The following is a 26,565-nucleotide window of genomic DNA, read 5'->3' on the forward strand; positions in this document are numbered from 1 at the left end:
GTTGTTTCGTGACGAAAATTTTCAAAATACGACCTGCGAAAAAAGGCGATCTCAGATTGGATCGCCTAGAAGACTTGAGCGTTAATACACATTTAGTAAATCAAGGTTACAAAACCTTTAATTTTATGCATATTATACTTCACATCCATATAATAAATTACCCACGTATAAACACCTTCCATCGCTTTTTCACCATCTACAAAACCATCCCATGAGGCATGCAGGTTAGGAGTGAAAAACACCAGGCGGCCCAAGCGGTCAAATATGCGCAACTTAAAATCGGACTCCATGATACCATCGCCTAACACAAAGAATTTGTCGTTACGCCCGTCGTGATTCGGCGTAAAAGCATTGGGAACAAAAAGAGCGATATTGGGTTCCACAAGGATGTTTTTCATAGCAGTATCGGTACAGCCAAATTCAGAAGTAACAATCTGCGTAACCAGAAATGTTCCCGTGTCGGAATAAGTATGTATCGGGCTGGGAATATCGGATGCATTTCCATCCATATAATAGTCGCCAAAATCCCACTGCCATTTACTTGCGCCCACCGACTGATCGGAAAACCAAACCGTAGAGTCAAGGATAGAAATCACTGTTGGTACAGATGTAAACTCAGCCACAGGCGTTGGATAAACGGTAATGTACTGAGGTAATGTCTGGCTGATATAACAGCCATCAACCGAAATAACTGACAGTGTAATGTCGTACTTGCCTGCGAATGGAAACGCATGAATAGGATTTTGCAGATGCGACGTGGTATTTGAACCCGGAGGCTGACCAAAATTCCAGTTCCAGCTCAGTACAGCGGGCGTTGTATTATCAGAAAAATGAACTATCAACGGCTCACAGCCTTCGGTTTTATCGGCATTAAAATCAATTGAGGGCAATGGATTCACTACAAGGTTAAAATCATCGGTACCCATGCAGCCGCCATTATCAACCGTAACGGTATAATGTACTGTGCTCAGCGGCGAAGCAACAACTGTACTTCCGGTAGTAGTTGAAAGTCCAGTTGGAGGAGTCCATACAATATTTCCATTGGCCCAGCAAGTCAACAACACGGTGTCGCCACGGCAAATTTCAGGTTTTGAAGCGTTGATAACCACATTCGGTAAAGGCGCCACATTCACTGTCACACTATTTGTGTTTGTACACTGGTTGCTGTCGGTTGCAGTAACGGTGTATGTAGTAGTGGTTGTTGGTCCGGCAGTAACTGTTGGACCAACAACGGCTGAAAGTCCTGCCGGAGGCGCCCATCCATAGGTGTCGGCACCCGAAGCCGTAACCTGTATCGACTGCCCGTAGCAAATCCCGGGGTTGGCAGGATTAAAGCTGATAATGGGCAATGGATTCACATTTACGGTGGCTGTTTGAGAAGCCGTACAATTATTAACCGGATCAATGGCAGTAACGGTATACACAGTTGTTGTGGCAGGCGTTGCAACCGTTGTTTGTCCTGTTGTTGTTGAAAGCCCTGTTGAAGGTGCCCATGAATAGTTCCATGCGGGATTGCCGGTACCGTTCAGCGTAACACTTTCTCCGATACAAATCGCAGTGTCGGCAGGGTTGGCCGTCATTGAAAAACCGCCGGCAACATTAATCGTTACCTGATCGGTAACCGTAATTACATTTCCATTGCAATTAGTATAAGTTGCAACGGCGGTGTATGTTGTGTTGGCGGTAGGGCAAACAGTGAGTGTATCGGTAGTGCCGATAGATGAAAGATTTTGGTCAAGCCATTCGATGGTAACATTTGGTGTTCCGGTAGGAGTAAAGCGCCAGGCTTCATTGGTTGCCGACCATTGCGATGTATTTCTTCCCGGGGCGACACAGCCAACGGTCCCTGTTGCGTTCTGAATACCCACCAGTGCATTGCCGCTGTTCCAGGTAGAACAGAGAGGCTTATTTTGCATATAGACTTCAATCACGTTAGTGCTTTCGTAAAGAACAATCTGATTGGTATTGATAAGTGTGGTACATGAAAATTCCGGAATCTGATAATAATTCACAACAAAAGTGCGGCATGGCCATGTTCCAAGAATGGCATAATACATACTTCCGCCAAGGGCAGGATTGATATCCTGATAGGGTCCAAAAATACAATTCAGGATAAGACTGGAAGAAGGACAAGTTGCCGTATAAGACCAGGGACAATAGCCGCCGGCATTTGACATATCAAATGTTATGCAGCCGTTGGAGCCAACCACTATCTGATTATAATTTGTTCCATAATAGCAAAAATTAAAAGGAAGCGGAATGGCATTACTCCAAACATCATCAATATTTACAAGAATAGGTGTGCCCGTATTGTAGGGATACGGAGGTGTATAAGGAATAGAAGTACACGTATAGTTTGTAGTCGTTCCTGTTGCAATATAAGTGGCATCAAGATGTGCACACCCGGCATTGCAGCCCAAGTTCTGGTCAGGACCGGCATTTACGGCAGGACAACCGGGCTGGGCAACCACCGACTGTACCGTAAAAAAAATGAAAATAATTGTAGTGTAAAATAGACGAAGGAGTATTTTTTGTGTCATTGATGCATTTTTTGGTTAAAACTTTCCCCCCGGAATGAACGAACAAATTTAATGCTTAATATCAGAAAATCAAAAAATTCAGATTGATAGGCATTATTTAATAATAATTAAATGTTTGATAGTGTATATAAGACGAAATTTCCCTGAAAAGGTTGCCTTTTTGAATATATAAATAAATGAGAATATGTGCTTTTGGTCAAACGAAGTGAAGCATGTAAGGAGCTGGCGGCGTCCGGAAAAGGAAATTAATTAACTATTTTTCTTCGATTTCGATCAGTTTTGCTTTAGCATGAGAGCTGAAAGTTCCATTCGCGGCAACAATATCATTCAACAGATTTCGGGCGTGTTTAAGTTCGCCCTGCGCGATAAGAATTAGGGCCTTTTGCCATTGAGCGAGCTCAAAAAATGAGGACGTTTTTTCCTTGCAAAGTTTATCCAGATATGAAAGTGCTTTTGCGCCGTTTCCGCTGTTATAGTATGAAAGTGCACAATAATAACGAGCTGCGTCGTAGTTTTTATTTTGTTGCAGCAATGCTTCATATTTGATAATGGCGCCGCTAAAATCGCCTGTATTGTAAAGTGCCATTGCTTCAGCAAAAAGCTGATCGCCGCCGGTGCCTGAACCGCCAGTCGCTTCTGTGCCATCTATAGGTTCATTTCCATTGATGCTTCGCTCAGGCAACACGTCCCTCTGTTTCTTTTTTCCTGAGGCTATTCCATAATCAAATTTGTAGTTCTGCTCCAATTCTTCATCTGTAGTGGTGGTTGCCGTAGTCCCTCCCGGTTCAACATTTTTGGTTTCAGTTTTCTTCTCTTCTTCCTTTGCTATGCCGCCCTGAACGATGATATTTTGCTGATCTTCTCCGGACACCACCAATTTGTCTTTCAACTTGTCACCGTCTTTGTCATCTTCGCGCAGATTTTCTGAAATCGCCAGTGAATCGTCCGCCCATCCATAATTTCGGTAATCAGGAGCAACATACCCACCTTTGCCACTTTTAGAAATGTCTTCCTGCTGTCTGATGTCGGTGATTGTACTTTTATCCGGAGCGGATTTTTCAAAAGCCGTCACTATCGAATCTGCTGCGGCAGGACCGCTCTGGGGGATTTCAGAATCACGGCTTTTCTTCAGGTTCTCTGATATTGCCGTGTCTTCTTTGGATTCTTTGATTCGCGTAAGCGAGAACCAGGAAATGAATATCGCAGCAGCAATTGCAGCGGCAGCACTCCATGTAATAAATGAACGTCGCCTATAATTACCACCGATTTTTATGTTTTTTTTTGATACGGAAGACAACACATCGGAACGCAGGTTGTTAATCATCAATTCGGCGGCATCCGGATTCTTCATTTCAGCAAAACCTTCTATTGCGTCGGAACAGAGCAAGCAATGTGTAATGTGCTCTTCCACGGCGAGTTTTTCGGTATCCGGCAACCGTCCATTAACATAGAGCAGCAGGGCTTCCTGTGAAAGGCAGCCATTAACAGAAAAAAGCCGGTTATTTGTCTGTTTATTCATGGTTATTGCTCATGATTATTTTCAGATTGCGTTTGCCGTTCTGAATAAAACTTTTTACCTGAAGCATGCTATAACTGGTCATTTCAACAACATCTTTGTATGATTTATCCTGAAGGTAAAATAATTCAATACAAGTGCGCTGGTCGTGGTTCAGTTTATTCATTGCCTCCATAAGTCGTTCGCTGGTATCCGGATTTTTAAATGCGCTATTCAGAGTCACCTCATCTGCAAATTCCACAAATTCGCCTATAAATTTTTCGGCAGTATCGGTATCAAGCATGTAAATTCCCTGTTTCTTGCGCAATACCGCCAGGCAGTAATTTTTTGAAACGCTGTATATCCAACTTTTAAAATTTGCCACTTCGTGCTGTTTGAGCGATGTAAACAATCCTTCGAAAACCTGCATCACGGCGTCGCGGCAATCTTCTTCATTCTTAAGATATTTATAGCAAAGACCGGTTACCAAATGTATATACCTGTTGTATAATTCACCTACCAGTTCATTATTTTCTTCTGTTTTATATCGGGCAATAAGTTCCTCGTCCGGAAGATTCCGAAAATTATCAGCAGGTTTTTTATGTATGAATTTTAGGAATGCCATTGTGCCCGGCGGCTATATCTGCATTAGTTTACAAATATAAACAAACGTGAAGAATAATACTTATTGCGGGCTGCTATGAATAATAAAAGCGTAATTACGGTATAACATTGAATTCGACCACCGAAATAAACGAAGTAGTTCCAAGCGACTTGAGTGTAGTGCCTGCAGGCAGCCACATCGGGAGTATGTTTGGGTCGGGCGCTTTATTGGCACAGGTTAAATCATAACCGCCACCGGCAGAGCTGGTGCAAATATTGTCGGTATAAAGAGTGTGTGATGACTTATATCCGCGGATGCTCGAAGGGATGAGCATACCGTTGACATACATTCCGGTGGCGATACCCTTGGCATAATACGAGCTGGCGAAGCAATCGACCGGCATGCAGGCATTGATCTGTTCGCCGAAAATAGCCTCAGCTTTCCATACCTTGCCCGATGGAACTGTTTGCAGGGTAGAACCGACAATGATTACCTGGCTGAACTGCAAAGTGCCTTGTGCATCAGCTTTTATGCAAACAGCCAATAGTATAATCAGGGAAAATAATGCGGGGATTTTTTTCATTTTCTATAAAATTCTACCAGTTATCTTCTTTAACAACTTTGGGTTTAAGACCTTCTTTCAAACTCTTGATAATTCCGTTGATGGTTTCATCAACCTGTTTCAGATAATCATCGCATACCGGTGTGTATTGAGGGTCGGTTTTATTCATCCAGCGCTCAAGCGGGAATTTTGAAACCCGCAATACATTGAAGTTGGAAATGGAGTATCGGTATCTGTTTTCTTTGAATTCCAGAAACATTACATAATCAATTACGGCCGCATCGGTTTTTACGCCTTTATTATCCTTGTTATACACCTTGAAACGGTGGTGGATTTCAATTTTATTATTAACCTGATCTCTTAAGCGGGTAGCTTCCGATGGATTATCATAGAAAGAGTTTATCCAGGAAATAGCAAGATTATACGTTTTTCCCGGCTCTCCATCCTGTTTCACGACTTCTTTATAGGTGATCAGTTTGGTAGAAGAATCAATCGGAAGGTTTTGCGAAACAGCACATTTAGCGGTAAATAACATTACTGCTGCTGCCGGTATTGCGATCCATTTTTTCATATTCATCAGATTTATCATAGGTTGGCAAAGGTACCTCAATAATCAAAATTTCTGCCAATCGTTATTCAAAAATACAAAATTCTAAAACCGAAGCCCTATCTTCAGCGTGGATTTATTGCCACAGACATCCGTAACATCAAGTAAAAATTCATTTTTCCCTGTCGTTGCCTTTTCATCAATTTTATACGTAAGCAAATCGTTTTTGGCATCGTATTCCATTAATATCCATTGCCCGTTAAGGTAGGCGTTGTAGCTCGATATTCCTGAAAGTTCATCTGAAATTTTTACTTTCAAATCCGTTTGCCCTGAAACATTTTTATTCTCGGTAAAATTGAGTGCTTTCAGTTTGGGAGGTATAGTATCAGCAAGCAGGGAGTAATCGCCAAAACGGCGCACGCGTGCCGTATAAAATCCGTTCTCCCACAATCCTTTTACGGCTAACCTTGCAGGACCGTCGCTATATACCATGACGAGCTTATCGCGATATTGTGGAGCCACCTCTTTGTCGGGCTTTATGCTTATGTTGATGTATGAATGAACCGGTGTAAATTTATCAAGTACGGCGTATGTTTTTGAGAATGCTCCCGGAAGCGCTTTCTTCTGATCACAATTAAACAATACGGAATCATAAAGGGCGTTAGGCGGAATCTCAACAATGATATCAACGCCTTCGTACTTATTGCTCATCCCGTAATAATAGACTTTTTTGTTGGTGCTTTCAGCAATCTTTTCTTCAGCTTTAGAAGCATTCGAACTTTTAATATAAAACCGAAGTGCAGATTTGTTTCCGGCAAAATCAGCCGCAACAACGGTGATGGCATGAATAAGAGTATCGCCAAAAGATAAAATGCCGTCTGACTTATTGGTTGAATAAATCGGCAGCCTGTTTCCCGGCTGAATCAGGGTTGTAATAAATCGGTTTCCCGTTTTTTTATATTCCGCGTAATCAATAAATGTGTTGACAAAACGCCCCTGAGCAAAGTCGAGTGAATCCATGCTCCATGCATAAAAACAACCTCCGTCAGCAAAAATGCGCACACTGTAAAGCCCTGTTTCGGCCGATCCGTTTTGCGGATCTTCGGCAAGCAGACCAAGATAAAAACTTCCGGAAACAACAAGAGTATCTTTCTCTTTAGGGATAAAAAGCGAGTCCTTTTTAATTATTTCAACATCCATAATGGCGGCCTTGCCTTCCACCCGACTATTATTCCGCAAGGGATATAATCTTATCTTTTCAATTTGCGGACCGATGTTGTCGGCAGCGCCAATACCAAATAACATAGGATTTTCAGGATGCTCGGTACGACTGTTTCGAATTTCAAAATGCAGGTGAGGCCCTTCTGACGCGCCTGAATTTCCTGAATATCCGATGATATCTCCTTTGTGCACCGGAAATAGAGCCTCGTCGGGCGAAAAATCAATTTCAAACGATTTTTTCTCATACTGCTTCCTGCGGATATAATCATCTACCAGCACATTAAATGCCTCCAGATGCCCATAAACAGAAGTGAACCCTCCGGGATGATTGATATAAATAGCCCGTCCATAGCCTGTTGCAGAAATTTTAATTCGTGAAACATAGCCATCGGCAACGGCGTAAATATTTTTGCCCGATTCGCCTTTTGTAGTAAAATCAATACCTGTATGAAAATGGTCGGGACGCAATTCGCCAAATGTACCTACAACGGACAGCGGAATATCGAGCGGAGAACGCAATGCAGGCGTTTGCCCCATTAGCCTTACGGCGAAAAAGAATAAAACGGAACTAAAAATTGTAACAACAAATAGGGTTCGCGGATTATTCACATCTGCAAGTCTAAGGGCTTTATGAGATAACAACGGAGGTGCTGAAAATTTATTTCATTTTTTCAACATCGCAAAACTCTTTCAGTAGTTTGAACGCCGGATTAAATCCCAGTTCAAATGATTTCTGCCAGTCTTCGCAGGCGCCGGCTTTATCGCCGAGTTCGGCTTTTGCAATACCTCGTAAATCAAATGCTTCAGCATAATCAGGCTGTATATCAATGGCCTTGTTGAAATCCGCGATTGCATCTTTGTACTCCATTTGCAGGTATTTTGCCTGTCCCCTGAAAACGTAAGCATCGGCATCATTAGGACTGATGCGCAGTGCTTGTGAAAATTTATCAACGGCGGCTTTATAATCTTTTTGCCCTAACCGTGCATTTCCCTGATCCAGAAGTTCAACAACCTCCTGATTCTTCTCAGTACCTGCAGCTTGATTCTGATTACCAATATGATCGAATGTGGGCTTCAGCATTTCCAGTTTTTTCAGTGTGCTTTTCTGCAATATCAGCTTGCGGATAGCGGCCTCCGGTGCTGCATAATTGATATCCATTTCATTCATGGGCGATTTAATTGACATGCCCAGAACTTCGCCCCGCTGATTGAGTGCCGGCATCCCTGCATTCTGCAGCAAAACGCCGCCCTTGGCCTTGATAACTTTTTTAAGCCCGTAATCCTTAACGGCTTCAACGGTACTTTCCATGATTTTGCTGATGGCGCTCGGTTCGGGATCTACAAAAAGTATTTTCATTCCGGCAAGGGCGGTGTCGGCCGAAAACTTAAGCGCAGCCCCGCTGTCGCAAACCACCTCAAGAAGAACAAGGTCATTTTCAGGATCGGCTGCAACATAGCCATTTACTGTGTAGGTTTTTTCGTGCTGTAAAAATGAAATAGTAGCATACGTATAAGCCGAAACCTCGGTGTAACTTGCCACAACAAGATTTTTCTCAACGAAAAAGCCATAACCTATCACCTGACTTCCGTTTATCGAAACAAGCGATTTCTGCATGTCTTTATACATGGCATCATATCCCTGTGCCTTTGATGAACTCAATGCCACCGCTAAAATCAAAAAGAAAACTAATCTTCTCATCCGTTCTGTAATTTTATCCAAAATTATTCTTAATCGCAAGGCGTGCCGCAGCCCGAATCATGAAATTATCAACAGGTTTATGAGGCATTTCAAAGTGAACTGAAAAACCATATTATCGCAAAATGCCGTACATTTGGAACTGACAAAAACAACGTTCATGGCAACCGAAAAAAAAGCAGCATCGGCCAAATCGGGCAAGCCCATTGATATAGGTGAGCTAGTACTTGGATTATTTAAAAAGCACCCGAACCTGGCATATAACCATAAACAGGCATGCCATGCATTGGGCATTACCGACAGTGCCGCTAAAGAACTGGTGAGAAAGCAGCTTCCGATAATGCTGAAAAAAGGCAGTATCAATGAGGTGAAGCGCGGTAAATACAAATTGAATTTTGAGAAATTTGCCTCGCTGGCTCCTAAGAAAAACTACGTGACAGGTATTGTTGATATGAAACAAACCGGTAAGGCTTACATTATTACGGACGAGCCGGGCGAAGATATTTTTATTGCCGCAAACGGCACCGGACATGCCCTTAACGGAGATAAGGTCAAGGTGCTGCTGTTTCCGCGGAGGCCGGGCCGAAAGACCGAAGGACAGGTCGTTGAAATTTTGCAGCGCGCTAAAGAAGAATTTGTCGGAGTGATGCAGTTAAGCAAACACTTCGCTTACTTAATTCCCGACCACTCGTCCATGCCGGTTGATATTTATATACCCCTTGAGCGGATTCTGGGCGCCAAAGACGGCGATAAGGCCATTGCACGCATTACAGACTGGCCCGAACGTTCGAAGAACCCGTTTGGTGAAATTATTACCGTTTTAGGGCGTCCCGGCGAGCACGAAGTGGAAATGAATTCCATACTTGCCGAATTTGGTTTTCCCTTGTCGTTTCCTCAGATTGTTGCAAAAGAAGCCGATAAAATACCTGTAACTATTACTGCAGAAGAAATAAGCAAGCGCCGCGACTTCAGGGATGTTTTTACAATAACCATTGACCCCGAAGATGCCAAGGATTTTGATGATGCACTCTCGTTAAAAACTCTTGAAAACGGCAACTTTGAAGTAGGTGTTCATATTGCCGATGTTTCGCATTATATTGAAGAAGGCGGAATCATTGATGAAGAAGCTTCAAAGCGGGGCACTTCGGTGTATCTTGTTGACCGCGTGGTGCCGATGCTTCCCGAATTACTTTCAAACTTTGTTTGCTCGCTCCGGCCCGACGAAGAAAAACTATGTTTTTCGGCAGTGTTTGAAATGAATGAGCAGGCAGATATTGTTGAGCAGTGGTTTGGCCGCACCGTTATCAAATCTAACCGACGATTTAATTATGACGAAGCGCAGGAACTGATTCAGTCAGGAACGGGGCAATATTCGAAGGAAATCGGCATTCTTCAGAGCCTGGCATTAAAACTCCGGGAGGCGCGATTCCGCAAGGGAAGTATTGCATTTGAAACAGAAGAAGTGAAATTCAGACTTGATGAAAAGGGCAAGCCTATTGGTGTTTATATTAAACAGTATAAAGATTCGAACAAACTTATTGAAGATTTTATGCTGCTTGCCAACCGTCGCGTAGCCGAATATGTTTCGGGATTGAAAGGCAAATCGGGACCAAAAACATTTGTATATCGTATCCATGATAAACCCAACCCCGAAAAATTATCGATATTCAGCGCTTTCGTTGCCAAGCTCGGTTATTCCATAAATTCGGGAACAACAAAATCGCTGGCAAAATCGTTCAATTCGCTTTTTACTTCAATAAAAGGCAAGGGCGAAGAAAACCTGATTAATTCGCTTGCCTTACGCACCATGCAAAAGGCAGTGTATTCAACACAAAATATCGGACATTACGGACTGGCGTTCGCGCATTACACACATTTTACGTCGCCTATACGCCGATACCCCGATTTAATGGTGCATCGCTTATTAGCGCGTTATCTTGCCGGAAAGCCTTCGGCTGATAAAAAAACGTATGAAGATTTATGCGACCATTCGTCGGATATGGAGCGTCGCGCCACTGAAGCCGAACGTATGTCGGTGAAGTTTAAGCAGGCAGAATATCTTTCAGATAAGCTCGGGCAGGTTTTCGAGGGCCGTATTACGGGCATCAGCAAATGGGGTATTTACGCAGAAATATCAGACAGCAAATGTGAGGGCATGATTTCTATTCGCGACCTTACAGATGACGTGTATCACTTTGACGAAGACAATTATGTTGCCGTTGGGCAATACTCCAGAAAACGCTACCGCCTGGGCGATAACGTGAAAATTCAGGTGAAGCGTGTTGACCTGTCGCGCAAGCAAATCGACTTTGTGTTCCCTGCAAAAACTATATCAGGTTAAGCTTGTCGAACAGCTCCTTTTTGTACTGGTTGCCAACCGGAAGCACTTTCATGCGCCCTTCAATAACCAGGTCGGGATATTTTATTGAATAAATTTTGTCGAGGCGCACTATATACGAACGATGTACTCTGACAAAATCTTTGGCCGGAAGAATATATTCCATGTCTTTCATTGAAGCGTGCGTCGTATATATATTTTCTTTGGTATTGATGACAATATAATCTTTCAGCGCTTCCACGTAATAAATGTCTTCGAATTTCACTTTATTAAGCCTGTAATCGGCTCTGATAAAGATGCTGTCATTCGATGATTTACTCTCTATGACAGAATGGTAGAGGTCTCTTTCTTTTTTAACCTGAACGTCCTTTTCGTGCTTGTACAAGGCCATTTCAACGGTAGTTTGAAGTTCGGCTTCATTAAAGGGTTTTATCACATAACCATAAGGTTCAGTGTATTTAGCACGGTCAATGGTTTGGTGATCGGCGAAACCTGTCAGGAAAATAATGGGGATATCCATTTTATCGCGGATGAGATTTGCGGCTTCCACGCCCGACAATTTCCCTTTGAGCTTAATGTCCATCAGAATAATGTCGGGTTCGTGCAATTCGGCGGTTTCTATAGCTTCTTCGCCGGAAGAAACAACATCCACAATTTCAAAGCCTGCATTTACCAGGCACGATTTAATGTCCTTTGATACGAGAACTTCATCCTCGACAATAAGGATTTTTTTCTTAGTCATTTTTGTAGGATTTATTTATTTTTTTGTTTAACTTTCGTACAAAAATAGGAAAAAAACAAATTCATTACGAATGTGACCAAAAAAAATAAATCTTATAACATCAAGATAACTAAGTATTTTTATACTCTATTTAGACGATTATATAAATCTTTTCGATAAACACTACCTATTGGCACAATCCTTGACATACCGTCGACTTCAATTTCGGTATACTTGATTGTAACTATTTTATCGAGGCGGGCGATAAAGGATTTATGAACCCGGATAAAATCTTTTTCAGGAAGAATGCTCAGAATTTCTTTCATGGTGGTATGCGCTGTAAAATTGGCATCTGCCGTGAAAATATTGATATAGTCTTTGAGTGCCTCCACGTAGTATATTTCGTCAAAACGTATCCTTTTCAAACCACTGTCTGTTCTAACAAAAACGCTGTCTTTAGAGGGTTTTATTTCGGCAATGGATTGATAGAGCTCTTTTTCTTTTTTAAGCTGCATGTACTTCTGGTGTTTATGAAGCGCCATCTCAATGGTGGTATGCAGTTCTTTTTCGTAGAATGGTTTGACGAGATAGCCGTATGGTTCAGATTCTTTGGCCATTTCTATCGTGGTCTTATCCGCGTAAGCGGTAAGAAAAATAATGGGCACATCTGAATTATTTCGTATTAGCCTTGCCGCTTCGGTTCCGCTCATGGGTCCGTTAAGCCTGATATCCATAAGAATCAGATCCGGGTCTAACTCAGCGAATTCCTCTATGGCTGCTTCACCGGATGTTATCACGCCCACTGTTTGATATCCCGAACTTCCCAAACAGGCAAGAATATATTCGGAAACGATTGATTCGTCTTCAACGACCAAAATTTTTGCTTTTGACATGGGTGGTGTGTTTTAATTTTCTACTTCTACAAATATAAGGAATTACTTTTCAATATCGTTATCAATTTTACTTCCGTCGATAGTTTTTTCAACTCCGTCTTCAAAAGTTATCGTAATCAATTTTGTTCCATCTTCATTAAAAACCGACCAGTTTCCTTCTTTTTTACCCATTACAAAACTTCCCTTTTCTCTTATTTTGCCATTCTCATAATACCAGATATGGTCGCCATTTGCATTGCCGTCGACATAACTGCCATCAAAATATAAAATACCGGAGCTGTATTGCTTCCACAAGCCGTCCCTTTTTCCGTTAACATAGGAACCATTTTCAGTATCGTCGCCCACTTTGTATATCCATTCTCCGTCTTCTTCTCCATCTACAAAATTTCCGGAAATTATTATGCTTCCCGAGTCGGAAAGCTCTTTCATGGGACCGTCGGGAAGTCCGTCTGAAAACGCTTCCTCTTTGCGCAGATTGCCCGATTCAAAGTACCAGCGCCATATGCCATCAATTTTGCCCGCAGCATTATAGGTTCCTTTTTGTTCCTGTTTTCCATCCTTAAAATAGTAGAGCCACTCCCCTTGCTTTTTTCCATCTTTGTAAGTGCCGGCCGACATCTGCTCACCGCTGTCGTAAAACTCTTTCCATTTGCCCTGTTTCAGTCCTTGCTCATCAACAATGCCTTCGCCCACAATTACACCATTTTTAAAAATATAGGATTTCAAAATCTGTCCATCCTGTGCGTATTCTCTGCGCACACCTTCGGGAATGCCGTCTTTATAACTGGCAACAATCTTTGGTTTTCCGTTTTTATAATAATCTGTTTTTACCTGTAGGCTTGCAAGTTCGGGAGCATCGGTAATTTCAACGTCATTCAGGTATTTCCGTATGCTTAACAAATTACCGTCTTTACCGTATTCTTTAAAATAGCCGTCTTTTTTTCCGTACGACCAGTTACCTTCCGATTTAAGAATTTCATCGTAGTAAAATTCTTTCCATGGTCCATGTTTAAGACCATCGCGGTAGCGATTGATATTTTCGCTTCCTACATTGTATCCGTGTTTGTAATCAATCAGCGTTATTACATTACCGTCATGATCGTATTCACGGCCTGTTCCTTCTTCGCGACCATCAATAAAATTGACCTTGCTTTTAATTTTTTTATCGGGATAATAATAAAATGTGAATCCCTGTTTTACGTCGTTTATAAAATTTTCTTCAATAATCTGTTGCTTCTGAAAGGTGCGTCTGATACCATTTTTTAATCCTGCCGAATAATTAATTTCGAGCACCACTTTTCCCGAATCGGAATAGAAACGCCACAGACTGTCGAGCAGGAAATTTTTTCTGTTGCCTTCCGATTTAAGGATGCCCGACTGGTAATATGTTTTCCAATAACCATCAGGTTTTCCCCGGTACATGAAACCTTCGCTGGCAATATTTTTATTAGGGTAATAAAACACCGCATGGCCGTTTGATACAACCGTATCCTGAGCATACATATTAATACCTGCAAAAAGAAATGCAAGAATCAATAGATTTCGTTTCATCATGATTATTTTTTCCTTTCTGCCGAAAGTTTCAGCATTTTCATGATTGGTTCCCTTGCTTTTTCCATCACGGCTTCATCAAGCAATATTTCGGGCTGTTCCGTGAGCAGGCAATTGTAAATTTTTTCAACCGTAATCATTTTCATAAATTCACAATCGTTGCAAGCACAGTTTTTATCGGCCGGAACCACCATAAATTCTTTTCCCGGCGATGATTTTTTCATTTGATGCAGCACTCCGGTTTCGGTTGCAACAATAAATTTTTTGCTGCTGTCTGTTTGTGTGAATTGTATAAGCTTGGCTGTAGATCCAATAAAATCAGCCATTTCAAGAATTATTTGCCGGCATTCGGGATGAGCTATTAATTTGGCATCAGGATGCGCCATTTTTAAATCAACGATAGCCTGAAGATTCAGCGTATCATGAACTTTGCAACTTCCTTCCCAAAGAATCATATTCCGCCCCGTGATATTGTTGATATAATTACCGAGATTTTTATCGGGAGCAAAAATTATCTGTTTACTTTCGGGAATGCTGTTAACGATATCAACCGCGTTGCCCGAAGTGCAAATTATATCCGAAAGAGTTTTTACTTCGGCAGAGCAGTTTATATATGAAACGACTACGCAACCGGGGTGTTTGTCAATGAATTTTTTAAAATCAGCAGGTTGGCACGAATCGGCAAGTGAGCAGCTGGCGTTCATGTCGGGCAGTAACACTTTTTTTGACGGATTTAAAATTTTAGCTGTCTCGGCCATAAATTTTACGCCGGCAAACAAAATAATATCGGCTTTGGTATTACTGGCTTTTTCCGATAGCCCGAGGCTGTCATCAACAAAGTCGGCAATATCCTGTATATCGGCTGTTTGGTAGTAATGTGCAAGTATAACAACGTTCTTCTCTTTTTTCAGCCTTAATATTTCGTTGATCATGTTCATTGTGAATAATCTTTTCAGGAAAACAAAAGTACAACTAAAGCAACACTAAACAAGCCTGAAGAATTGTGCGAAAAGTTTTTATTAGTTAATAGTTATTATTTAAAAATCTTTATCGTTATTAATAACTCCTGTTAGTATTGTTGATAAAATTAATTTCAAAAAATTGTATTTATAATTATTGAAACTTTACTAACATAAAACTAACATTTTTTATTTTATCGAAGCTTGTTTATTAAACGTTTGAAACTTTATTAACATTAATGAACACAAGGGAAGATTTTGTGAGTATTGATAAATTATTGCTACTTTTATGTCGTGGTTTATGTTGAAAAACAAGGATAAAAACAATGAAAATCCGGGTTAGACCGAAAATGAAAAAAGAATTAACAAGGAAAATAATTTTTTAAGTTCAATTGTTTATAAGATGTGAACTATTTATAATACAGTTTATTACAATTTATATAAACAGCTAAATTATTGAAATTCAATTATAATTTTTTTATGTTTTTTTAATTTTATTAACAAATGGAAGATTTTGATATTGTTGTAGGGATTGGATGCGACCATGCAGGTTACGAACTGAAAGAAAAACTGAAAAGTAAATTAAAAAAATTCGGATATACTGTACAGGATTTTGGAGCTAATTCAAAACTGAGTGTTGATTACCCCGATATTATTCATCCACTGGCAAAAGCCGTGAATGATGGAAAGATTCACAAAGCAATAATTATTTGCGGAAGCGGTAATGGTGTGGCTATGGTTGCCAATAAGTACATCAACGTTAGAGCGGCCGTTTGCTGGAGCCCTGAAATTGCCAAGTATGCACGACTTCATAATGATGCCAATATTATTTCAATACCCGCACGCTTTGTTAGCCAGCGTAAGGCTTTCACAATCATGGATGTATTCATGACAACAGCTTTTGAAGCGGGTCGCCATAAAATAAGAGTAGAAAAAATAAGCGCTGTAATTGTATAATTTTATAAGATGAGCGAACAATCAAAGGAATTCCAGAAAAAAGCAGAAGAAAAAGCGTTTGACCTGAAACACCGGAAGACAATAAAATTCAATATAGGCCGGTATAATATCTCAGTTCCTAAAGGAAAACTTCAGTATTCTAACTTAGAACTGGCAAAGCGTCGTGCAGCAAATATAAAGTGCCGCGTTGTCAATGAACTGGAACATTATCTGAAAGAATTTGAAGCAAATTTTACTGCCAAAGGCGGGAAAATAATCTGGGCTGTGGACGCACATGAAGCCATTCATGAGATTTCTAAAGTGCTGAAAAATGCCGGTGTGAAGAAAATTGTGAAGTCAAAATCCATGACCACCGAAGAACTTGAATTCAATGAAGAGCTTCATAAAGAAAACATAACATCCATTGAAACAGATTTGGGTGAGTATATTGTGCAGGTAGCGGGCGAAAAGCCTTATCATATCATTACTCCGGTAATGCACAAATCAAAAGAAGATATTGCCGAATTATTCAATAATAAATTCGGAACGCCTCCGGGAAGTTCACCGGAATATATTACCGCCTGGGTTCGTGAAAAATTACGTCAGGAATTTGTTACGGCTGATGCGGGAATCAGCGGTGCCAATTTTCTGATTGCAGATACCGGTTCTGTTTGTCTTACAGAGAATGAAGGAAACGCTCTGATGTCAACGTCATTTCCTAAGATTCATATTGCTATTGGCGGCATTGAAAAAATACTACCGTCAGTAAAAGATCTTGCATTATTCTGGCCATTACTCTCGACACACGGCACCGGCCAGAATGTTACGGTATATAATTCAATCATCTCCGGACCCCGCCAGGAAGGCGAAACAGACGGTCCCGAAGAAATGTATGTTGTATTGCTTGATAACGGCCGTACTGAATTACTTAAAGCAAAGGATCAGAAAATTGCCCTTGCGTGTATTCGTTGCGGCGCCTGCTTAAACGGCTGTCCTATTTACAGAAACATTGGCGGACATGCCTATGGAACAGTTTACAGCGGTCCTATCGGCGCCGTGATTACACCGCATCTTAAAGGTTTTGCGAATTATAAACATCTCAGTTTTGCTTCATCATTGTGTGGTAAGTGTACCGAGGTTTGCCCGATGAATATACCATTGCATAAATTACTGCTTTACAATCGCAGAGATGCCGTAAAACTTGGATACAGCACAACCGCCGAAAAAGTAGTTGTTTATGGCTGGAAGACGGTAATGACGCATCGCTGGATGATTGACAAATTTGGTCCTAAGATGAAAAACAGAATGATAGGGATGTTCTTTAAAACGCCCTGGGGACAGCGCAGGGAAATACCCGAAGTGAAACCAAAATCATTCAACAGGATATGGAAAGAATCCAAAGGTCTGAGTTCGTGATAAACAGTATTCTACAACTGCACGTACTCAAATTCCTTATCGGAATAATTGCGAGAACCGGGATATGATGACGTGCAGCAGCATAAAAGGTCATTCAGAAAATAGCAGCCAATGAAAACCCGACTTCAGCTCACAAGCGACCTTTGTGATAGTTATCACGCTATCGCAGTATGCTCGCACATCAAAGATTATAAGTTATCGTGGAGCATCAACCAGCAACTGGCTTTTAGTTTCAGAAGGATTGAAAATCTGAAAATATTCAAGGCGCGTAAGTGTGAGCAAGGTTTTCCGATGTTTGTACATGAAGACGATTTTTTAGAATTGTCGTATTACCTTGTGAAAAACAATTGCGGTGCCGATGTTTTGTTCAGCAATATAGGGCAGGTTGACTACATTTTATTTCTGCACGATTGTCCGGGCAAACCCTTTGCTGAAAAAATGGTATCAAAACTTAAGGACTTGCCGAATGTACTTACGGCCTACCTTCTGGACTTGACTCAAATCAAAGATGCCGCAAGCCTTCTGGAAGAAATGGAGCTGCACCTTATACCACACGCGTCCTCAAAAAAATAGAAAGTAATAATAATCATGAGAGCTAAAATAATTGCAAGTATTGGTCCGGCATCGGCCGGTAAAGAAGTACTGCACGAAATGATACGCCGCGGCATGGATGTTTGCCGCATTAACTTTTCGCATGGATCATATGATCAGTATACAAAAATTCTTAAAAATATAAGCAGTCTTGCTGCCCAGACAAAAGAAAATATTGCTGTTATAGCCGATCTTCAGGGTCCTAAAATTCGTGTCGGCACACTGCCGGATGCGGGTTTGATGCTCAAAGACGGGCAGGAACTTATTTTTACTACAGACATAAAAAAGAAAGCGGTCAATACAGTTTATATTTCGTATCAGCATTTTGCAGCCGATGTTAAACCCGGTGAAAAAATATTGCTTGACGACGGGAAACTTATGCTGCAGGTGGTTTCCACAAATAAGAAAAGTGAAGTAAAAACCAAAGTGCTTCATGGCGGATTGCTTACTTCGCACAAAGGCGTAAACCTGCCCGATACGAGGATTTCACTACCCTCACTTACAGCAAAAGACCTTGCAGACATTAAATACATTGTAACTCAGGATATTCAATGGGTTGCACTTTCATTTGTGCGCTCGAGAGCTGATATAAAAGCACTGAAAAAGGAGCTGGCCAAATATAAAATGGAGCAGCAGATTCGCATCATTGCAAAAATTGAAAAACCCGAAGCGCTGAAAGAAATTGATGGCATTATTGAAGAAGCCGATGCTATTATGGTAGCGCGTGGCGATCTGGGCGTAGAAGTGCCTTTGGAGCAGGTGCCGCTGATACAAAAAGAAATTGTGCGCAAATGCCTTAGTGCCGGAAAGCCCGTTATCATTGCTACACAGATGATGGAAAGTATGATTACAAACATAAGTCCAACCCGGGCCGAAGTAAATGATGTAGCCAATTCATTGCTCGACGGAGCCGATGCACTGATGCTCAGCGCCGAAACGTCGGTCGGGAAATTCCCTGCCGAAGTTGTGGGCACCATGCACAAAATCATTCTTAATATTGAGGCAAATCGCGAATCAATTTATTACAAACACTTTGAACCGAAAGATGTTAAAAGCGGCCGCTTCATTTCCGATTCGGTTATTTATAATGCCTGCACCCTTGCCAAACATACCGATGCAACTGCGATAATTGCGATGACACACACGGGTTACAGCGCATTCAGACTGGCAAGTCACCGTCCGAAAGCAGGCATTTTTATATTTACATCCAACCTGCATTTACTGCGTTTACTCAACCTTGCATGGGGCGTAAGAGGCTATTATTATGACAAATTCTACAGCACTGATCATACAGTTGCAGACCTGAAAGAATATCTTAAAAAACATGGTATCGTTAAGAAAGGCGACCGCATTGTAAACGTGATGAGCATGCCCATACAAGAGCTCGGTATGACCAATACAATCAAGTTAAGCCAGGTTTAATTTTCATATTACCTTCTGCATCATTTTTATCGATGTCGTGACGAATAACGTTATTCAACCGGAATAAATTAACGGTAGTGTAACGCGAGAAATTTATTTTAAACTCCATCAGGTCGCCCTGATTGGTGTGATGAATCACAAAGCGGAAGCACTCAAAACCACTCACCCATTCCGATTTTTCGTAATTATCAAGAAATGAACGGACGGACTTTTTTCCGGCAAAGGTCATTTCTATATCCTTTTCCAGCAAGGCCTTCACAAAAATATCTTCGTTGAAATCCGAAGCCAGATGATCTTCAAATTTAGCTTTTGCTGCCTTGTCGGTGAGCTGTCCGTATTTTTCTTTCAGAAGTGTGTAGTACTCTTCAATTTTATTTACGGCCTTATCCTTATTCTGGTTGAACCATTCATCAAATTCAGACATAAGCGTTATTTTTTTGTGATTATAAAAAATTATCTGAGTTTAGGGTTATCCTTGTGGCGCTGTGAATCACGAATTGTCTTCTTTTCAAGGTTCTTATTGAAAGCCTCTGTTAAATCAATACCTGTTTGATTTGCAAGGCAAATCAGCACAAACATCACATCTGCCAGCTCATCAGCAAGATCTGCTTTTTTATCTTGTTCTTTCGATGATTGCTCACCGTAACATCGGGCAATGATACGAGCTACCTCGCCGACTTCTTCTGTCAGCAATGCCATGTTGGTGAGTTCATTGAAGTATCGTACGCCGTTTGCCCTTATCCATTGGTCTACGAGGCCTTGAGCCTGTTCTAATGTCATCGTCATTCTCTGTTTTTAGAATCTATTGTTATGGTAACGGGCCCGTCGTTGATAAGTGCCACCTGCATGTATGCCCCGAATTCACCCGTAATTACAGGCAATCCACTTTCTGATTTCAATTTACTTATGAATTGCTTATAAAGCGGAATGGCTTTTTCGGGAATTGCAGCCTTAATATACGACGGACGGTTTCCCTTCTTTGTACTTGCAAACAGTGTGAACTGGCTGATTACAAGCAATTCGCCCTTAATATCCTGAACTGAAAGGTTCATCACGCCCTGCTCATCATTGAATATCCTGAGTCTAGTGATTTTCCCGCACAGCCATTCTGTGTCCTCTTCGGTGTCGGCTTCTTCAATGCCCAGCAATACAAGCATTCCCCAACCAATACTGCGTTTTTCATCGTTATCAATAATTACTGATGCTTCTGAAACCCTTTGTATAACTGCCCTCATGCGTTAATAGTTTATTATCTCAGGTCCCATTCTTTTTCTTCTACATCGCGACCATAAAAAATATTAAGGTAATTCTGATAGCGCGACAGGCTTACGCGGCCTTCGTCAAGCGCCTTTTTAACGGCGCATTCGGGTTCATTGATGTGGGTACAATTATAAAATTTACATTCATTGAGCAAATTAAAAAATTCAGGAAAAAAATGGGTGAGGTCATTTTTTCTGAAATCAATCAGTCCGAATTCCTTGATACCCGGCGTGTCTATTATAAAGCCGCCACCGGGTAGTGGATGCATTTCGGCAAAAGTGGTTGTATGTTTTCCTTTGAGGTGATAATCGGATATCTGCCCCGTTTTTATCTTCAACGATGGCTCAAGCGCATTGATAATGGCTGATTTGCCTACACCCGAATGTCCTGAGAATAAGTTAACTTTTCCCTCCATCATTTTTCGAAGTTCGGGAATATTGTCACCGGTATGTGCCGAAGTACAAATGCACGGATAGCCTATTTTTTCGTACAGTGCACAGAGGTTTGCCAGATGCTGCAACTGCTCTTCCCTGTAAATATCCGTTTTATTGAAAACAATCGTCGCCGGAATATGATAAGCTTCGGCTGTTACCAAAAAGCGATCGATAAATCCTGTTGATGTTCTTGGTTGCGCCAATGTTACTATTAAGTATGCCCTGTCGATATTCGCCGCTATGATGTGTGTGAGTTTCGACAGGTTGGTTGCCTTGCGGATTATGTAATTTTTGCGCTCATGAATGCGGGTTATGGTGCCGGTTTTATTGTCTCCCATAAATTCAAAATCCACATTATCGCCCACTATTACCGGGTTGGTGGCTTTGTGACCCCTGATGCGGAAAATACCTTTGAGAATACATTCGCGAATGGCGCCATTCTTCTGCATCACAAAATACAGCTGCCCCGTTGTTTTTATAACAAGCCCTTCTGTTCGTTCGCACTGCACGGGTTCAGTCATTTGGATGGTATCAGAAATGTAAAATACTTAATCAAAATTGTAGTGTTTTCTCACGGGCTTCAGTACGTGCCAGATACATTTAAGTCCGGGCTGAAAGGTAACAAAATCACCGGCAGTAATTTTAAAATTACCGTCAGTGGTTTCTATTTCTACTTCGCCTTTAATGAAGAGGCATTGTTCCTGCCCGTCGTAGAACCAGTCGAATGTAGAAATTTCTTTTTCCCAGATAGGCCAGGTACGTATTTCTCTTTTTTTAATTTCATCTTCTGATAATCGCTCAATGATGACGGTGCTCATATGGTTAAATATTTCAGGTTAGTGCTGTTTATTAAGTAATTATAATAAAAAAGTGAATGTAATCAAGAATTTTGTAATTTTGTATCAAAGTTAGAAATTATAAACCAAACTTATACAATCATGAAAAAAGTGTTACCCGGCCTTTTAATCATTCTTGGCTTTTTCTTCTATTCAAACCTTGCCTTCTCACAGTGTACGCCCAATTCCGGTCTTACGGATCCTGAAGGAAACGGTCAAATGTCTCCTGATACTCTCTATGGACAGGAAGGCGTTAATATGAACACAACCCTTTCCATTATTGCTCCTGATACCGCATCGGTTCCCGGTTATTCGGGTTATGTTACCATACACCATGTTACCATTACCGGCATTCAGGGAAAACCCGCATGGCTTTCATATGCTTGCAACCCTGCAAACTGTGAATATACCGGAAGCGCAGTGAATTGTGCTCTTGTAACAGGCACTCCTCCTGTTGGTTCAGCCGGAACCATTCTGGTTTATCCGATTCTCGATGTTTATATTTCTGTTATGGGAGCTCCGGTACAGGCGTTAACAGGTTATGTTGACAATTCAAAGCCTCTGGTTCTTATTGTTGCTCCGGCCGCAGGTGTTGAAGAACTTGGTAACACAGGTTTTGGCGTTATAGCCAACAAACCCAATCCGTTTATCAATACTACCGAAGTAGGCTGCTACACTGTAAATGCAGAAACTGTAACCCTGAATGTATTTACCATGACCGGCAACAGTGTTTACACTGAAACCATTAACACACGCCCCGGAGAGAACAAATTTATGTTCAATGGTCAGGATTTGAGCAGCGGCATGTATTTTTACACTCTTACCGACAGCCGTAATAATACCATTTCACGCAAAATGGTAAAATCAAACTAAAATAGTTCGATTGAATAAAGAAAAGCCGCAGTATCAAACTGCGGCTTTTTTATTTTGAATACAGCGATTGTCGAAGCGTGCTGAATCCGCACCCTGAACATGCCGAAGGGCTGTTGAAGGGCGCGTACACCTTGTCGAAATATTCGGACGTTGAGCTTGTCGAAACGCCCGAATTATTTATTTCCCGGGAAGTGCTTTTACGAATGTTGTCATCAGCCTGAACAGACCTTCATATGCGGTAAGTGGCAAGCCCGAAGCCTTATCGCCTATACTGTGATATTCTTTGTATTCTTTTCCTTGTGTATAAATAAATATCGCAGGAACGCCTTTTTTATAAAAATAATAATGATCACTGTTCGACGATTCTCCTCGCGGACTCACGGTTTTAATAAATTTTTCATTATCATTCAGCGTCTTTAACAATGAAAATTCTTTAGTAAAAACACTGCCGTTTACGACTTTAATTCCTTCGCTTCCCGTTCCAACCATATCAAGATTGATAAGCAATTTAATTTGTTTAAGCGGAAAAAGCGGGTGCTCGGAATAATACTCAGAGCCGTGCAAACCGGCTTCTTCGCCGGTAAAAAAAATAAACGCAATGGAGTAATACGGTTTATTTACGGTATCTGAATAATGTCTAACTAAATCTAGCAACATTGCCGTACCGCTTGCATTGTCGTTGGCACCCGGAAATATGTTGCCCTGCCCCATTTCGCCAAGGTGGTCGTAATGCGCCGTAAAAACAATAAATGAATCAGGGGCAACACTCCCTTTTATATATCCGCAAATATTTTGAGTAGGGTATTTGGCATAGAATTCATGCATGATATCAAAAGAAATTTCTTTGTATTTTTTAGGAATCGCACTTCGGAGAACTTTAATTTTTGGATGATTCAGCGTGTCTTCGGCTCCCGCAACCGACCATAAGAAAGGCTCGTCGCTGATGGTAAGCAGAGCTCGTGCCGATTGAAGCTTTGTGTTTCGCAGGTCTTTGAATCCGGTATCAATTAATAGAACTGTATTTGTAAAATCAGCGTTATTAAATTCCCAGGTACTCTTTTCTGATTTAAACGTTTTTTGATTCAGAATCTTTACAGCATAGCTTCCGCTAAGCCCCGGCGATGCACAATTAATTGCAAACTCGGTTGCCGGAATCAGCGTTTTTTCACCAAACCGAAGTTCCATTTTTCCTGGAAAAGTATTAATCGGGAACGTGAATTCCTGAAAATAACCGTTGCCGAAAAATTGCATGCCGGAATGAGTCAATTTATTACTGATGTATTCGGCCGCAAGGCGGTTGCCATTTGCCACGTATCCTCGGCCGTGAAATGCAGGAGATGCCAGCGTATCAATCATTCCACGAACATATCTGATGTCTTGTCCCGAAGCGAAATTGAAATAATACAATACCAGGAAAAAGAAAATGAATGTCTTTTTCATAAAAGAAGAATAAAGAATTATTGTAAAATATTAATTAACCTGCCAAAAATTTACGCATTACAAATTCTTCAAGCTGACTGTATGTTTCTGCTTTGTTTTCCCATCCATGAGCTGCTTTCAGCGATTCCAGCAATGCGAACGCCTCGGTGGCTACAGTAAAGGCGTTCAGCTGTTCAATGGCGCCATTGTATTGTTGCATATTTCCTCTGAAAAGTTCATTAATGAACAGAAAACGCTCATTGATACCAATACTTGATTTTAAGTCTTTCACGGTAGCTTGTTTGATTTTTTCGACCAGCGGTTTTTCCGATTTATCCTGTGAAAGTCTTTCGTGTAAAGGCTTTTGCTCGGTTTTGAAATTATCTGCCAGCGTGCTTTTTTGTACTTCGGCAAACAAGTCAGCGCCCGTTTTTTTCTCTTTTTTCTCTGTTTTCTTTGCTTCAGGTTTTGGCGCCACTACTTCCGCAATGACCGGTTCGGGAACGATTACTTCGGGGGTAATAATTTCAGTAATTGCTTCCTGTATTATGCTTTCAACAGCGACCACAACGGCCTTTTCAGCTTCAGCAATTTCATCTTTTGGCTCTTCTTTTACTTCGGGTGCGGCTATAATTATTTTTTCAATAGCAGGCTTCACTTCAGGCACAGCCACAACGGGTTCTGCCATTGCTTCCTGAACGGGTTTTTCAACCGTCGGTTTTTCCTGCAATACTTCCGGAGCAACAATTTTTTTCTGTAACTCCGGCATTTTGGCGCCGATATTCACTTTGTCAAGCTCGTTCATGCATTCGTAAATCCTGCGCAGATTTGTCTGCAAAATGTCGATTTCTATCTTGGGAATTGCGCCCTTATAGCTTTCAATAACTGCATATTGCTCGTTTATCGTGTCCAGCAGCACCCTGATTTCTTCCCTGATAATGTTAATTCCCATGTTGGTATTAGTAATTTGATGAAACAATATTTTTCAACTGTTTTTTGAGAAAGCGACAATAAAAATTTCAGCACAAAATGAGTTGTAATTATTTGATAATCCATATGCAAAACCATGAACCTGCATGCTGTGTTTTACAATTGGAATTTCAAGATTTCAACAAACGCGAAAAGAGCGATTATGCTGTCTTAATTTAATTATATTTGTCTGTCTCAAAAAGACGGATAAAGATATAAACTTTCATTGTTCGGACATAATGATAATTGAAAATTCAAACGAATCAATAAAAAAAGGCTGCATCGAGGTCGTTTGCGGCTCTATGTTCTCGGGCAAAACGGAGGAACTTATCCGCCGCCTAAAACGGGCAAAATATGCCAGACAAAGAGTCGAGATATTCAAACCGGGCATTGATACCCGTTACGATGAAGTTCGGGTTGTCTCTCACGACGAAAATTCAATTAACTCTACGCCCGTGCAGTCGGCATCCGAAATTCTTTTGCTCACCAGCGAAGTAGATGTGGTGGGCATTGACGAAGCTCAGTTTTTTGATGACGAGATTGTTTCTGTATGCAATCAGCTTGCCGATCGCGGAATTCGCGTTATTGTAGCCGGTCTTGATATGGATTACCTGGGAAAGCCCTTCGGTCCTATCCCCGCATTGCTTGCCACTGCCGATTTTGTTACCAAAGTAAGAGCCATTTGTATGAAATGCGGCAGCCTTGCATCGTATTCACACCGCATGGTGAAGAGCGATAAGCTTGTCATGCTTGGCGAAAAAGACAGTTACGAGCCCCTTTGCAGAGCTTGCTTTTCTGAAGAAATGGCTAAGAAACAAACCCCGGAAGAGTAATTGTTAGCGGATAAAAATAGTTTTATAAACGGTTTCACCCGGTTTCAGGCGAATTACGCCCGTGCCGTCCAGATTATCCGCAGAAGGACCGGTAGTATTGGTGTCTTTACCTGCCCATACTTTCAAAATAGCTTCAAGCTTAAATACGTGTGAGTACTGACCCAGTGCGTCGGCCTTGCCCTGTACCATCACATCCTGACCGGTTTCCCCGATTACCACATCAGCAAAAGGAACTACCATGTTGGTGTCGTTCTGATATTTTACTGTAACAATTGCAGTAATTTCCGTAGGCTTTTTTTTACATTGTGTGGCTAAAAGAATTATGAAAGAAGCAACTACGAGAAGGAAAATACTTTTTATGACCAATATTTTCATAATGTGCAGGGATTTTGTAATTTTGCGTGAAATTATAATATTTAAACGGATAACTTCGTTTTTTGTTCCACTTA

General features: G+C 41.2%; 26 protein-coding genes. 7 read left to right on the forward strand and 19 right to left on the reverse strand.

The window, feature by feature from the left end; genetic code table 11:
• Positions 1 to 92: 92 nt before the first annotated feature.
• The 7 genes from WCM76_08000 to WCM76_08030 form a co-directional block, all read right to left on the reverse strand.
• On the reverse strand, positions 93 to 2,540 hold the full coding sequence (locus WCM76_08000) for a gliding motility-associated C-terminal domain-containing protein (protein MEI6765569.1): 2,448 nt from the start codon (positions 2,538 to 2,540) through the stop codon (positions 93 to 95).
• Positions 2,541 to 2,793: 253 nt separating this feature from the next.
• Positions 2,794 to 4,059, reverse strand: a complete 1,266-nt coding sequence (locus WCM76_08005) for a hypothetical protein (protein ID MEI6765570.1) — start codon at positions 4,057 to 4,059, stop codon at positions 2,794 to 2,796.
• Positions 4,052 to 4,660: a sigma-70 family RNA polymerase sigma factor gene (locus tag WCM76_08010; protein ID MEI6765571.1), complete on the reverse strand. Its 609-nt coding sequence runs from the start codon at positions 4,658 to 4,660 to the stop codon at positions 4,052 to 4,054. The genes WCM76_08005 and WCM76_08010 overlap by 8 nt, the downstream gene beginning before the upstream one ends.
• 94 nt (positions 4,661 to 4,754) lie before the next feature.
• On the reverse strand, positions 4,755 to 5,222 hold the full coding sequence (locus WCM76_08015; protein ID MEI6765572.1) for a hypothetical protein: 468 nt from the start codon (positions 5,220 to 5,222) through the stop codon (positions 4,755 to 4,757).
• Positions 5,223 to 5,235: 13 nt separating this feature from the next.
• Positions 5,236 to 5,772: a DUF4468 domain-containing protein gene (locus WCM76_08020; protein ID MEI6765573.1), complete on the reverse strand. Its 537-nt coding sequence runs from the start codon at positions 5,770 to 5,772 to the stop codon at positions 5,236 to 5,238.
• Between the two features lie 81 nt (positions 5,773 to 5,853).
• Complete coding sequence (locus WCM76_08025) at positions 5,854 to 7,578, reverse strand: M23 family metallopeptidase (protein MEI6765574.1); 1,725 nt, start codon at positions 7,576 to 7,578, stop codon at positions 5,854 to 5,856.
• A 49-nt stretch (positions 7,579 to 7,627) separates the two neighbouring features.
• Entirely contained in the window at positions 7,628 to 8,668 is a 1,041-nt protein-coding gene (locus WCM76_08030) for a tetratricopeptide repeat protein (protein ID MEI6765575.1), read from the reverse strand.
• Between the two features lie 157 nt (positions 8,669 to 8,825).
• Here WCM76_08030 and rnr point away from each other — a divergent pair, with 157 nt between their 5' ends.
• Positions 8,826 to 11,006 carry a ribonuclease R gene (rnr, locus tag WCM76_08035; GenBank protein ID MEI6765576.1) on the forward strand — a complete coding sequence of 727 codons (2,181 nt, stop codon included), beginning with the start codon at positions 8,826 to 8,828 and terminating at the stop codon, positions 11,004 to 11,006.
• Here the strand turns inward: rnr and WCM76_08040 are convergent.
• The 4 genes from WCM76_08040 to nadA form a co-directional block, all read right to left on the reverse strand.
• Positions 10,993 to 11,745, reverse strand: a complete 753-nt coding sequence (locus tag WCM76_08040) for a response regulator (protein ID MEI6765577.1) — start codon at positions 11,743 to 11,745, stop codon at positions 10,993 to 10,995. The genes rnr and WCM76_08040 overlap by 14 nt on opposite strands.
• Before the next feature lie 119 nt (positions 11,746 to 11,864).
• Positions 11,865 to 12,617, reverse strand: coding sequence for a response regulator (locus WCM76_08045; GenBank protein ID MEI6765578.1), 753 nt, complete (start codon positions 12,615 to 12,617; stop codon positions 11,865 to 11,867).
• A gap of 42 nt (positions 12,618 to 12,659) precedes the next feature.
• A complete protein-coding gene (locus WCM76_08050; GenBank protein ID MEI6765579.1) occupies positions 12,660 to 14,168 on the reverse strand; it encodes a hypothetical protein in 1,509 nt (502 codons plus the stop codon).
• A gap of 5 nt (positions 14,169 to 14,173) precedes the next feature.
• Positions 14,174 to 15,106, reverse strand: a complete 933-nt coding sequence (gene nadA, locus WCM76_08055; GenBank protein ID MEI6765580.1) for a quinolinate synthase NadA — start codon at positions 15,104 to 15,106, stop codon at positions 14,174 to 14,176.
• A 525-nt stretch (positions 15,107 to 15,631) separates the two neighbouring features.
• Here nadA and rpiB point away from each other — a divergent pair.
• The 4 genes from rpiB to pyk all read left to right on the forward strand — a co-directional run bounded on the left by rpiB (position 15,632) and on the right by pyk (position 19,492).
• Positions 15,632 to 16,084, forward strand: a complete 453-nt coding sequence (gene rpiB, locus WCM76_08060; protein MEI6765581.1) for a ribose 5-phosphate isomerase B — start codon at positions 15,632 to 15,634, stop codon at positions 16,082 to 16,084.
• Positions 16,085 to 16,093: 9 nt separating this feature from the next.
• Complete coding sequence (locus tag WCM76_08065; protein MEI6765582.1) at positions 16,094 to 17,479, forward strand: LutB/LldF family L-lactate oxidation iron-sulfur protein; 1,386 nt, start codon at positions 16,094 to 16,096, stop codon at positions 17,477 to 17,479.
• 111 nt (positions 17,480 to 17,590) lie between these two features.
• The gene (locus WCM76_08070; GenBank protein MEI6765583.1) at positions 17,591 to 18,052 is read left to right on the forward strand and encodes an IPExxxVDY family protein; all 462 of its coding nucleotides are present in this window, start codon (positions 17,591 to 17,593) and stop codon (positions 18,050 to 18,052) included.
• A gap of 15 nt (positions 18,053 to 18,067) precedes the next feature.
• Positions 18,068 to 19,492, forward strand: coding sequence for a pyruvate kinase (gene pyk / locus WCM76_08075; protein ID MEI6765584.1), 1,425 nt, complete (start codon positions 18,068 to 18,070; stop codon positions 19,490 to 19,492).
• Here pyk and WCM76_08080 read toward each other — a convergent pair.
• From WCM76_08080 to WCM76_08100, 5 genes are read right to left on the reverse strand one after another with little or no spacing between them, the layout of a single operon-like run.
• Complete coding sequence (locus WCM76_08080; GenBank protein MEI6765585.1) at positions 19,473 to 19,916, reverse strand: hypothetical protein; 444 nt, start codon at positions 19,914 to 19,916, stop codon at positions 19,473 to 19,475. The genes pyk and WCM76_08080 overlap by 20 nt on opposite strands.
• A 29-nt stretch (positions 19,917 to 19,945) precedes the next feature.
• Positions 19,946 to 20,272 carry a nucleotide pyrophosphohydrolase gene (locus WCM76_08085; protein ID MEI6765586.1) on the reverse strand — a complete coding sequence of 109 codons (327 nt, stop codon included), beginning with the start codon at positions 20,270 to 20,272 and terminating at the stop codon, positions 19,946 to 19,948.
• Between the two features lie 2 nt (positions 20,273 to 20,274).
• Positions 20,275 to 20,727, reverse strand: coding sequence for a D-aminoacyl-tRNA deacylase (dtd, locus tag WCM76_08090; GenBank protein ID MEI6765587.1), 453 nt, complete (start codon positions 20,725 to 20,727; stop codon positions 20,275 to 20,277).
• Between the two features lie 14 nt (positions 20,728 to 20,741).
• Positions 20,742 to 21,707, reverse strand: coding sequence for a ribosome small subunit-dependent GTPase A (gene rsgA, locus WCM76_08095; protein MEI6765588.1), 966 nt, complete (start codon positions 21,705 to 21,707; stop codon positions 20,742 to 20,744).
• Between the two features lie 27 nt (positions 21,708 to 21,734).
• Complete coding sequence (locus WCM76_08100; GenBank protein ID MEI6765589.1) at positions 21,735 to 22,004, reverse strand: cupin domain-containing protein; 270 nt, start codon at positions 22,002 to 22,004, stop codon at positions 21,735 to 21,737.
• Between the two features lie 120 nt (positions 22,005 to 22,124).
• On the opposite strand from WCM76_08100, the gene WCM76_08105 reads away from it, so the two are divergent.
• A complete protein-coding gene (locus tag WCM76_08105; GenBank protein MEI6765590.1) occupies positions 22,125 to 22,895 on the forward strand; it encodes a T9SS type A sorting domain-containing protein in 771 nt (256 codons plus the stop codon).
• Between the two features lie 177 nt (positions 22,896 to 23,072).
• On the opposite strand, the gene WCM76_08110 is transcribed toward WCM76_08105, so the two are convergent.
• Together WCM76_08110 and WCM76_08115 are read right to left on the reverse strand one after the other, a co-directional pair.
• Positions 23,073 to 24,335, reverse strand: a complete 1,263-nt coding sequence (locus tag WCM76_08110; protein ID MEI6765591.1) for a M28 family peptidase — start codon at positions 24,333 to 24,335, stop codon at positions 23,073 to 23,075.
• A 34-nt stretch (positions 24,336 to 24,369) separates the two neighbouring features.
• Positions 24,370 to 25,266 carry a hypothetical protein gene (locus WCM76_08115; GenBank protein ID MEI6765592.1) on the reverse strand — a complete coding sequence of 299 codons (897 nt, stop codon included), beginning with the start codon at positions 25,264 to 25,266 and terminating at the stop codon, positions 24,370 to 24,372.
• Positions 25,267 to 25,522: 256 nt separating this feature from the next.
• Here WCM76_08115 and WCM76_08120 point away from each other — a divergent pair, with 256 nt between their 5' ends.
• Positions 25,523 to 26,116, forward strand: a complete 594-nt coding sequence (locus WCM76_08120; GenBank protein MEI6765593.1) for a thymidine kinase — start codon at positions 25,523 to 25,525, stop codon at positions 26,114 to 26,116.
• A 3-nt stretch (positions 26,117 to 26,119) separates the two neighbouring features.
• Here WCM76_08120 and WCM76_08125 read toward each other — a convergent pair whose 3' ends face one another.
• Entirely contained in the window at positions 26,120 to 26,491 is a 372-nt protein-coding gene (locus WCM76_08125; GenBank protein ID MEI6765594.1) for a hypothetical protein, read from the reverse strand.
• Between the last annotated feature and the right edge of the window lie 74 nt (positions 26,492 to 26,565).

Source organism: Bacteroidota bacterium, assembly GCA_037133915.1.
Taxonomy (GTDB): Bacteria; Bacteroidota; Bacteroidia; order Bacteroidales; family CAIWKO01; genus JBAXND01.

Bases quoted from the DNA above. Each gene is read 5' to 3' on its own strand.
- WCM76_08000 (MEI6765569.1), bottom strand. From the start codon at position 2,540: ATGACACAAAAAATACTCCTTCGTCTATTTTACACTACAATTATTTTC.
- WCM76_08005 (MEI6765570.1), bottom strand. From the start codon at position 4,059: ATGAATAAACAGACAAATAACCGGCTTTTTTCTGTTAATGGCTGCCTT.
- WCM76_08010 (MEI6765571.1), bottom strand. From the start codon at position 4,660: ATGGCATTCCTAAAATTCATACATAAAAAACCTGCTGATAATTTTCGG.
- WCM76_08015 (MEI6765572.1), bottom strand. From the start codon at position 5,222: ATGAAAAAAATCCCCGCATTATTTTCCCTGATTATACTATTGGCTGTT.
- WCM76_08020 (MEI6765573.1), bottom strand. From the start codon at position 5,772: ATGAAAAAATGGATCGCAATACCGGCAGCAGCAGTAATGTTATTTACC.
- WCM76_08030 (MEI6765575.1), bottom strand. From the start codon at position 8,668: ATGAGAAGATTAGTTTTCTTTTTGATTTTAGCGGTGGCATTGAGTTCA.
- rnr (MEI6765576.1), top strand. From the start codon at position 8,826: ATGGCAACCGAAAAAAAAGCAGCATCGGCCAAATCGGGCAAGCCCATT.
- WCM76_08040 (MEI6765577.1), bottom strand. From the start codon at position 11,745: ATGACTAAGAAAAAAATCCTTATTGTCGAGGATGAAGTTCTCGTATCA.
- WCM76_08045 (MEI6765578.1), bottom strand. From the start codon at position 12,617: ATGTCAAAAGCAAAAATTTTGGTCGTTGAAGACGAATCAATCGTTTCC.
- WCM76_08050 (MEI6765579.1), bottom strand. From the start codon at position 14,168: ATGAAACGAAATCTATTGATTCTTGCATTTCTTTTTGCAGGTATTAAT.
- nadA (MEI6765580.1), bottom strand. From the start codon at position 15,106: ATGAACATGATCAACGAAATATTAAGGCTGAAAAAAGAGAAGAACGTT.
- rpiB (MEI6765581.1), top strand. From the start codon at position 15,632: ATGGAAGATTTTGATATTGTTGTAGGGATTGGATGCGACCATGCAGGT.
- WCM76_08065 (MEI6765582.1), top strand. From the start codon at position 16,094: ATGAGCGAACAATCAAAGGAATTCCAGAAAAAAGCAGAAGAAAAAGCG.
- WCM76_08070 (MEI6765583.1), top strand. From the start codon at position 17,591: ATGAAAACCCGACTTCAGCTCACAAGCGACCTTTGTGATAGTTATCAC.
- pyk (MEI6765584.1), top strand. From the start codon at position 18,068: ATGAGAGCTAAAATAATTGCAAGTATTGGTCCGGCATCGGCCGGTAAA.
- WCM76_08080 (MEI6765585.1), bottom strand. From the start codon at position 19,916: ATGTCTGAATTTGATGAATGGTTCAACCAGAATAAGGATAAGGCCGTA.
- WCM76_08085 (MEI6765586.1), bottom strand. From the start codon at position 20,272: ATGACATTAGAACAGGCTCAAGGCCTCGTAGACCAATGGATAAGGGCA.
- dtd (MEI6765587.1), bottom strand. From the start codon at position 20,727: ATGAGGGCAGTTATACAAAGGGTTTCAGAAGCATCAGTAATTATTGAT.
- rsgA (MEI6765588.1), bottom strand. From the start codon at position 21,707: ATGACTGAACCCGTGCAGTGCGAACGAACAGAAGGGCTTGTTATAAAA.
- WCM76_08100 (MEI6765589.1), bottom strand. From the start codon at position 22,004: ATGAGCACCGTCATCATTGAGCGATTATCAGAAGATGAAATTAAAAAA.
- WCM76_08105 (MEI6765590.1), top strand. From the start codon at position 22,125: ATGAAAAAAGTGTTACCCGGCCTTTTAATCATTCTTGGCTTTTTCTTC.
- WCM76_08110 (MEI6765591.1), bottom strand. From the start codon at position 24,335: ATGAAAAAGACATTCATTTTCTTTTTCCTGGTATTGTATTATTTCAAT.
- WCM76_08115 (MEI6765592.1), bottom strand. From the start codon at position 25,266: ATGGGAATTAACATTATCAGGGAAGAAATCAGGGTGCTGCTGGACACG.
- WCM76_08120 (MEI6765593.1), top strand. From the start codon at position 25,523: ATGATAATTGAAAATTCAAACGAATCAATAAAAAAAGGCTGCATCGAG.
- WCM76_08125 (MEI6765594.1), bottom strand. From the start codon at position 26,491: ATGAAAATATTGGTCATAAAAAGTATTTTCCTTCTCGTAGTTGCTTCT.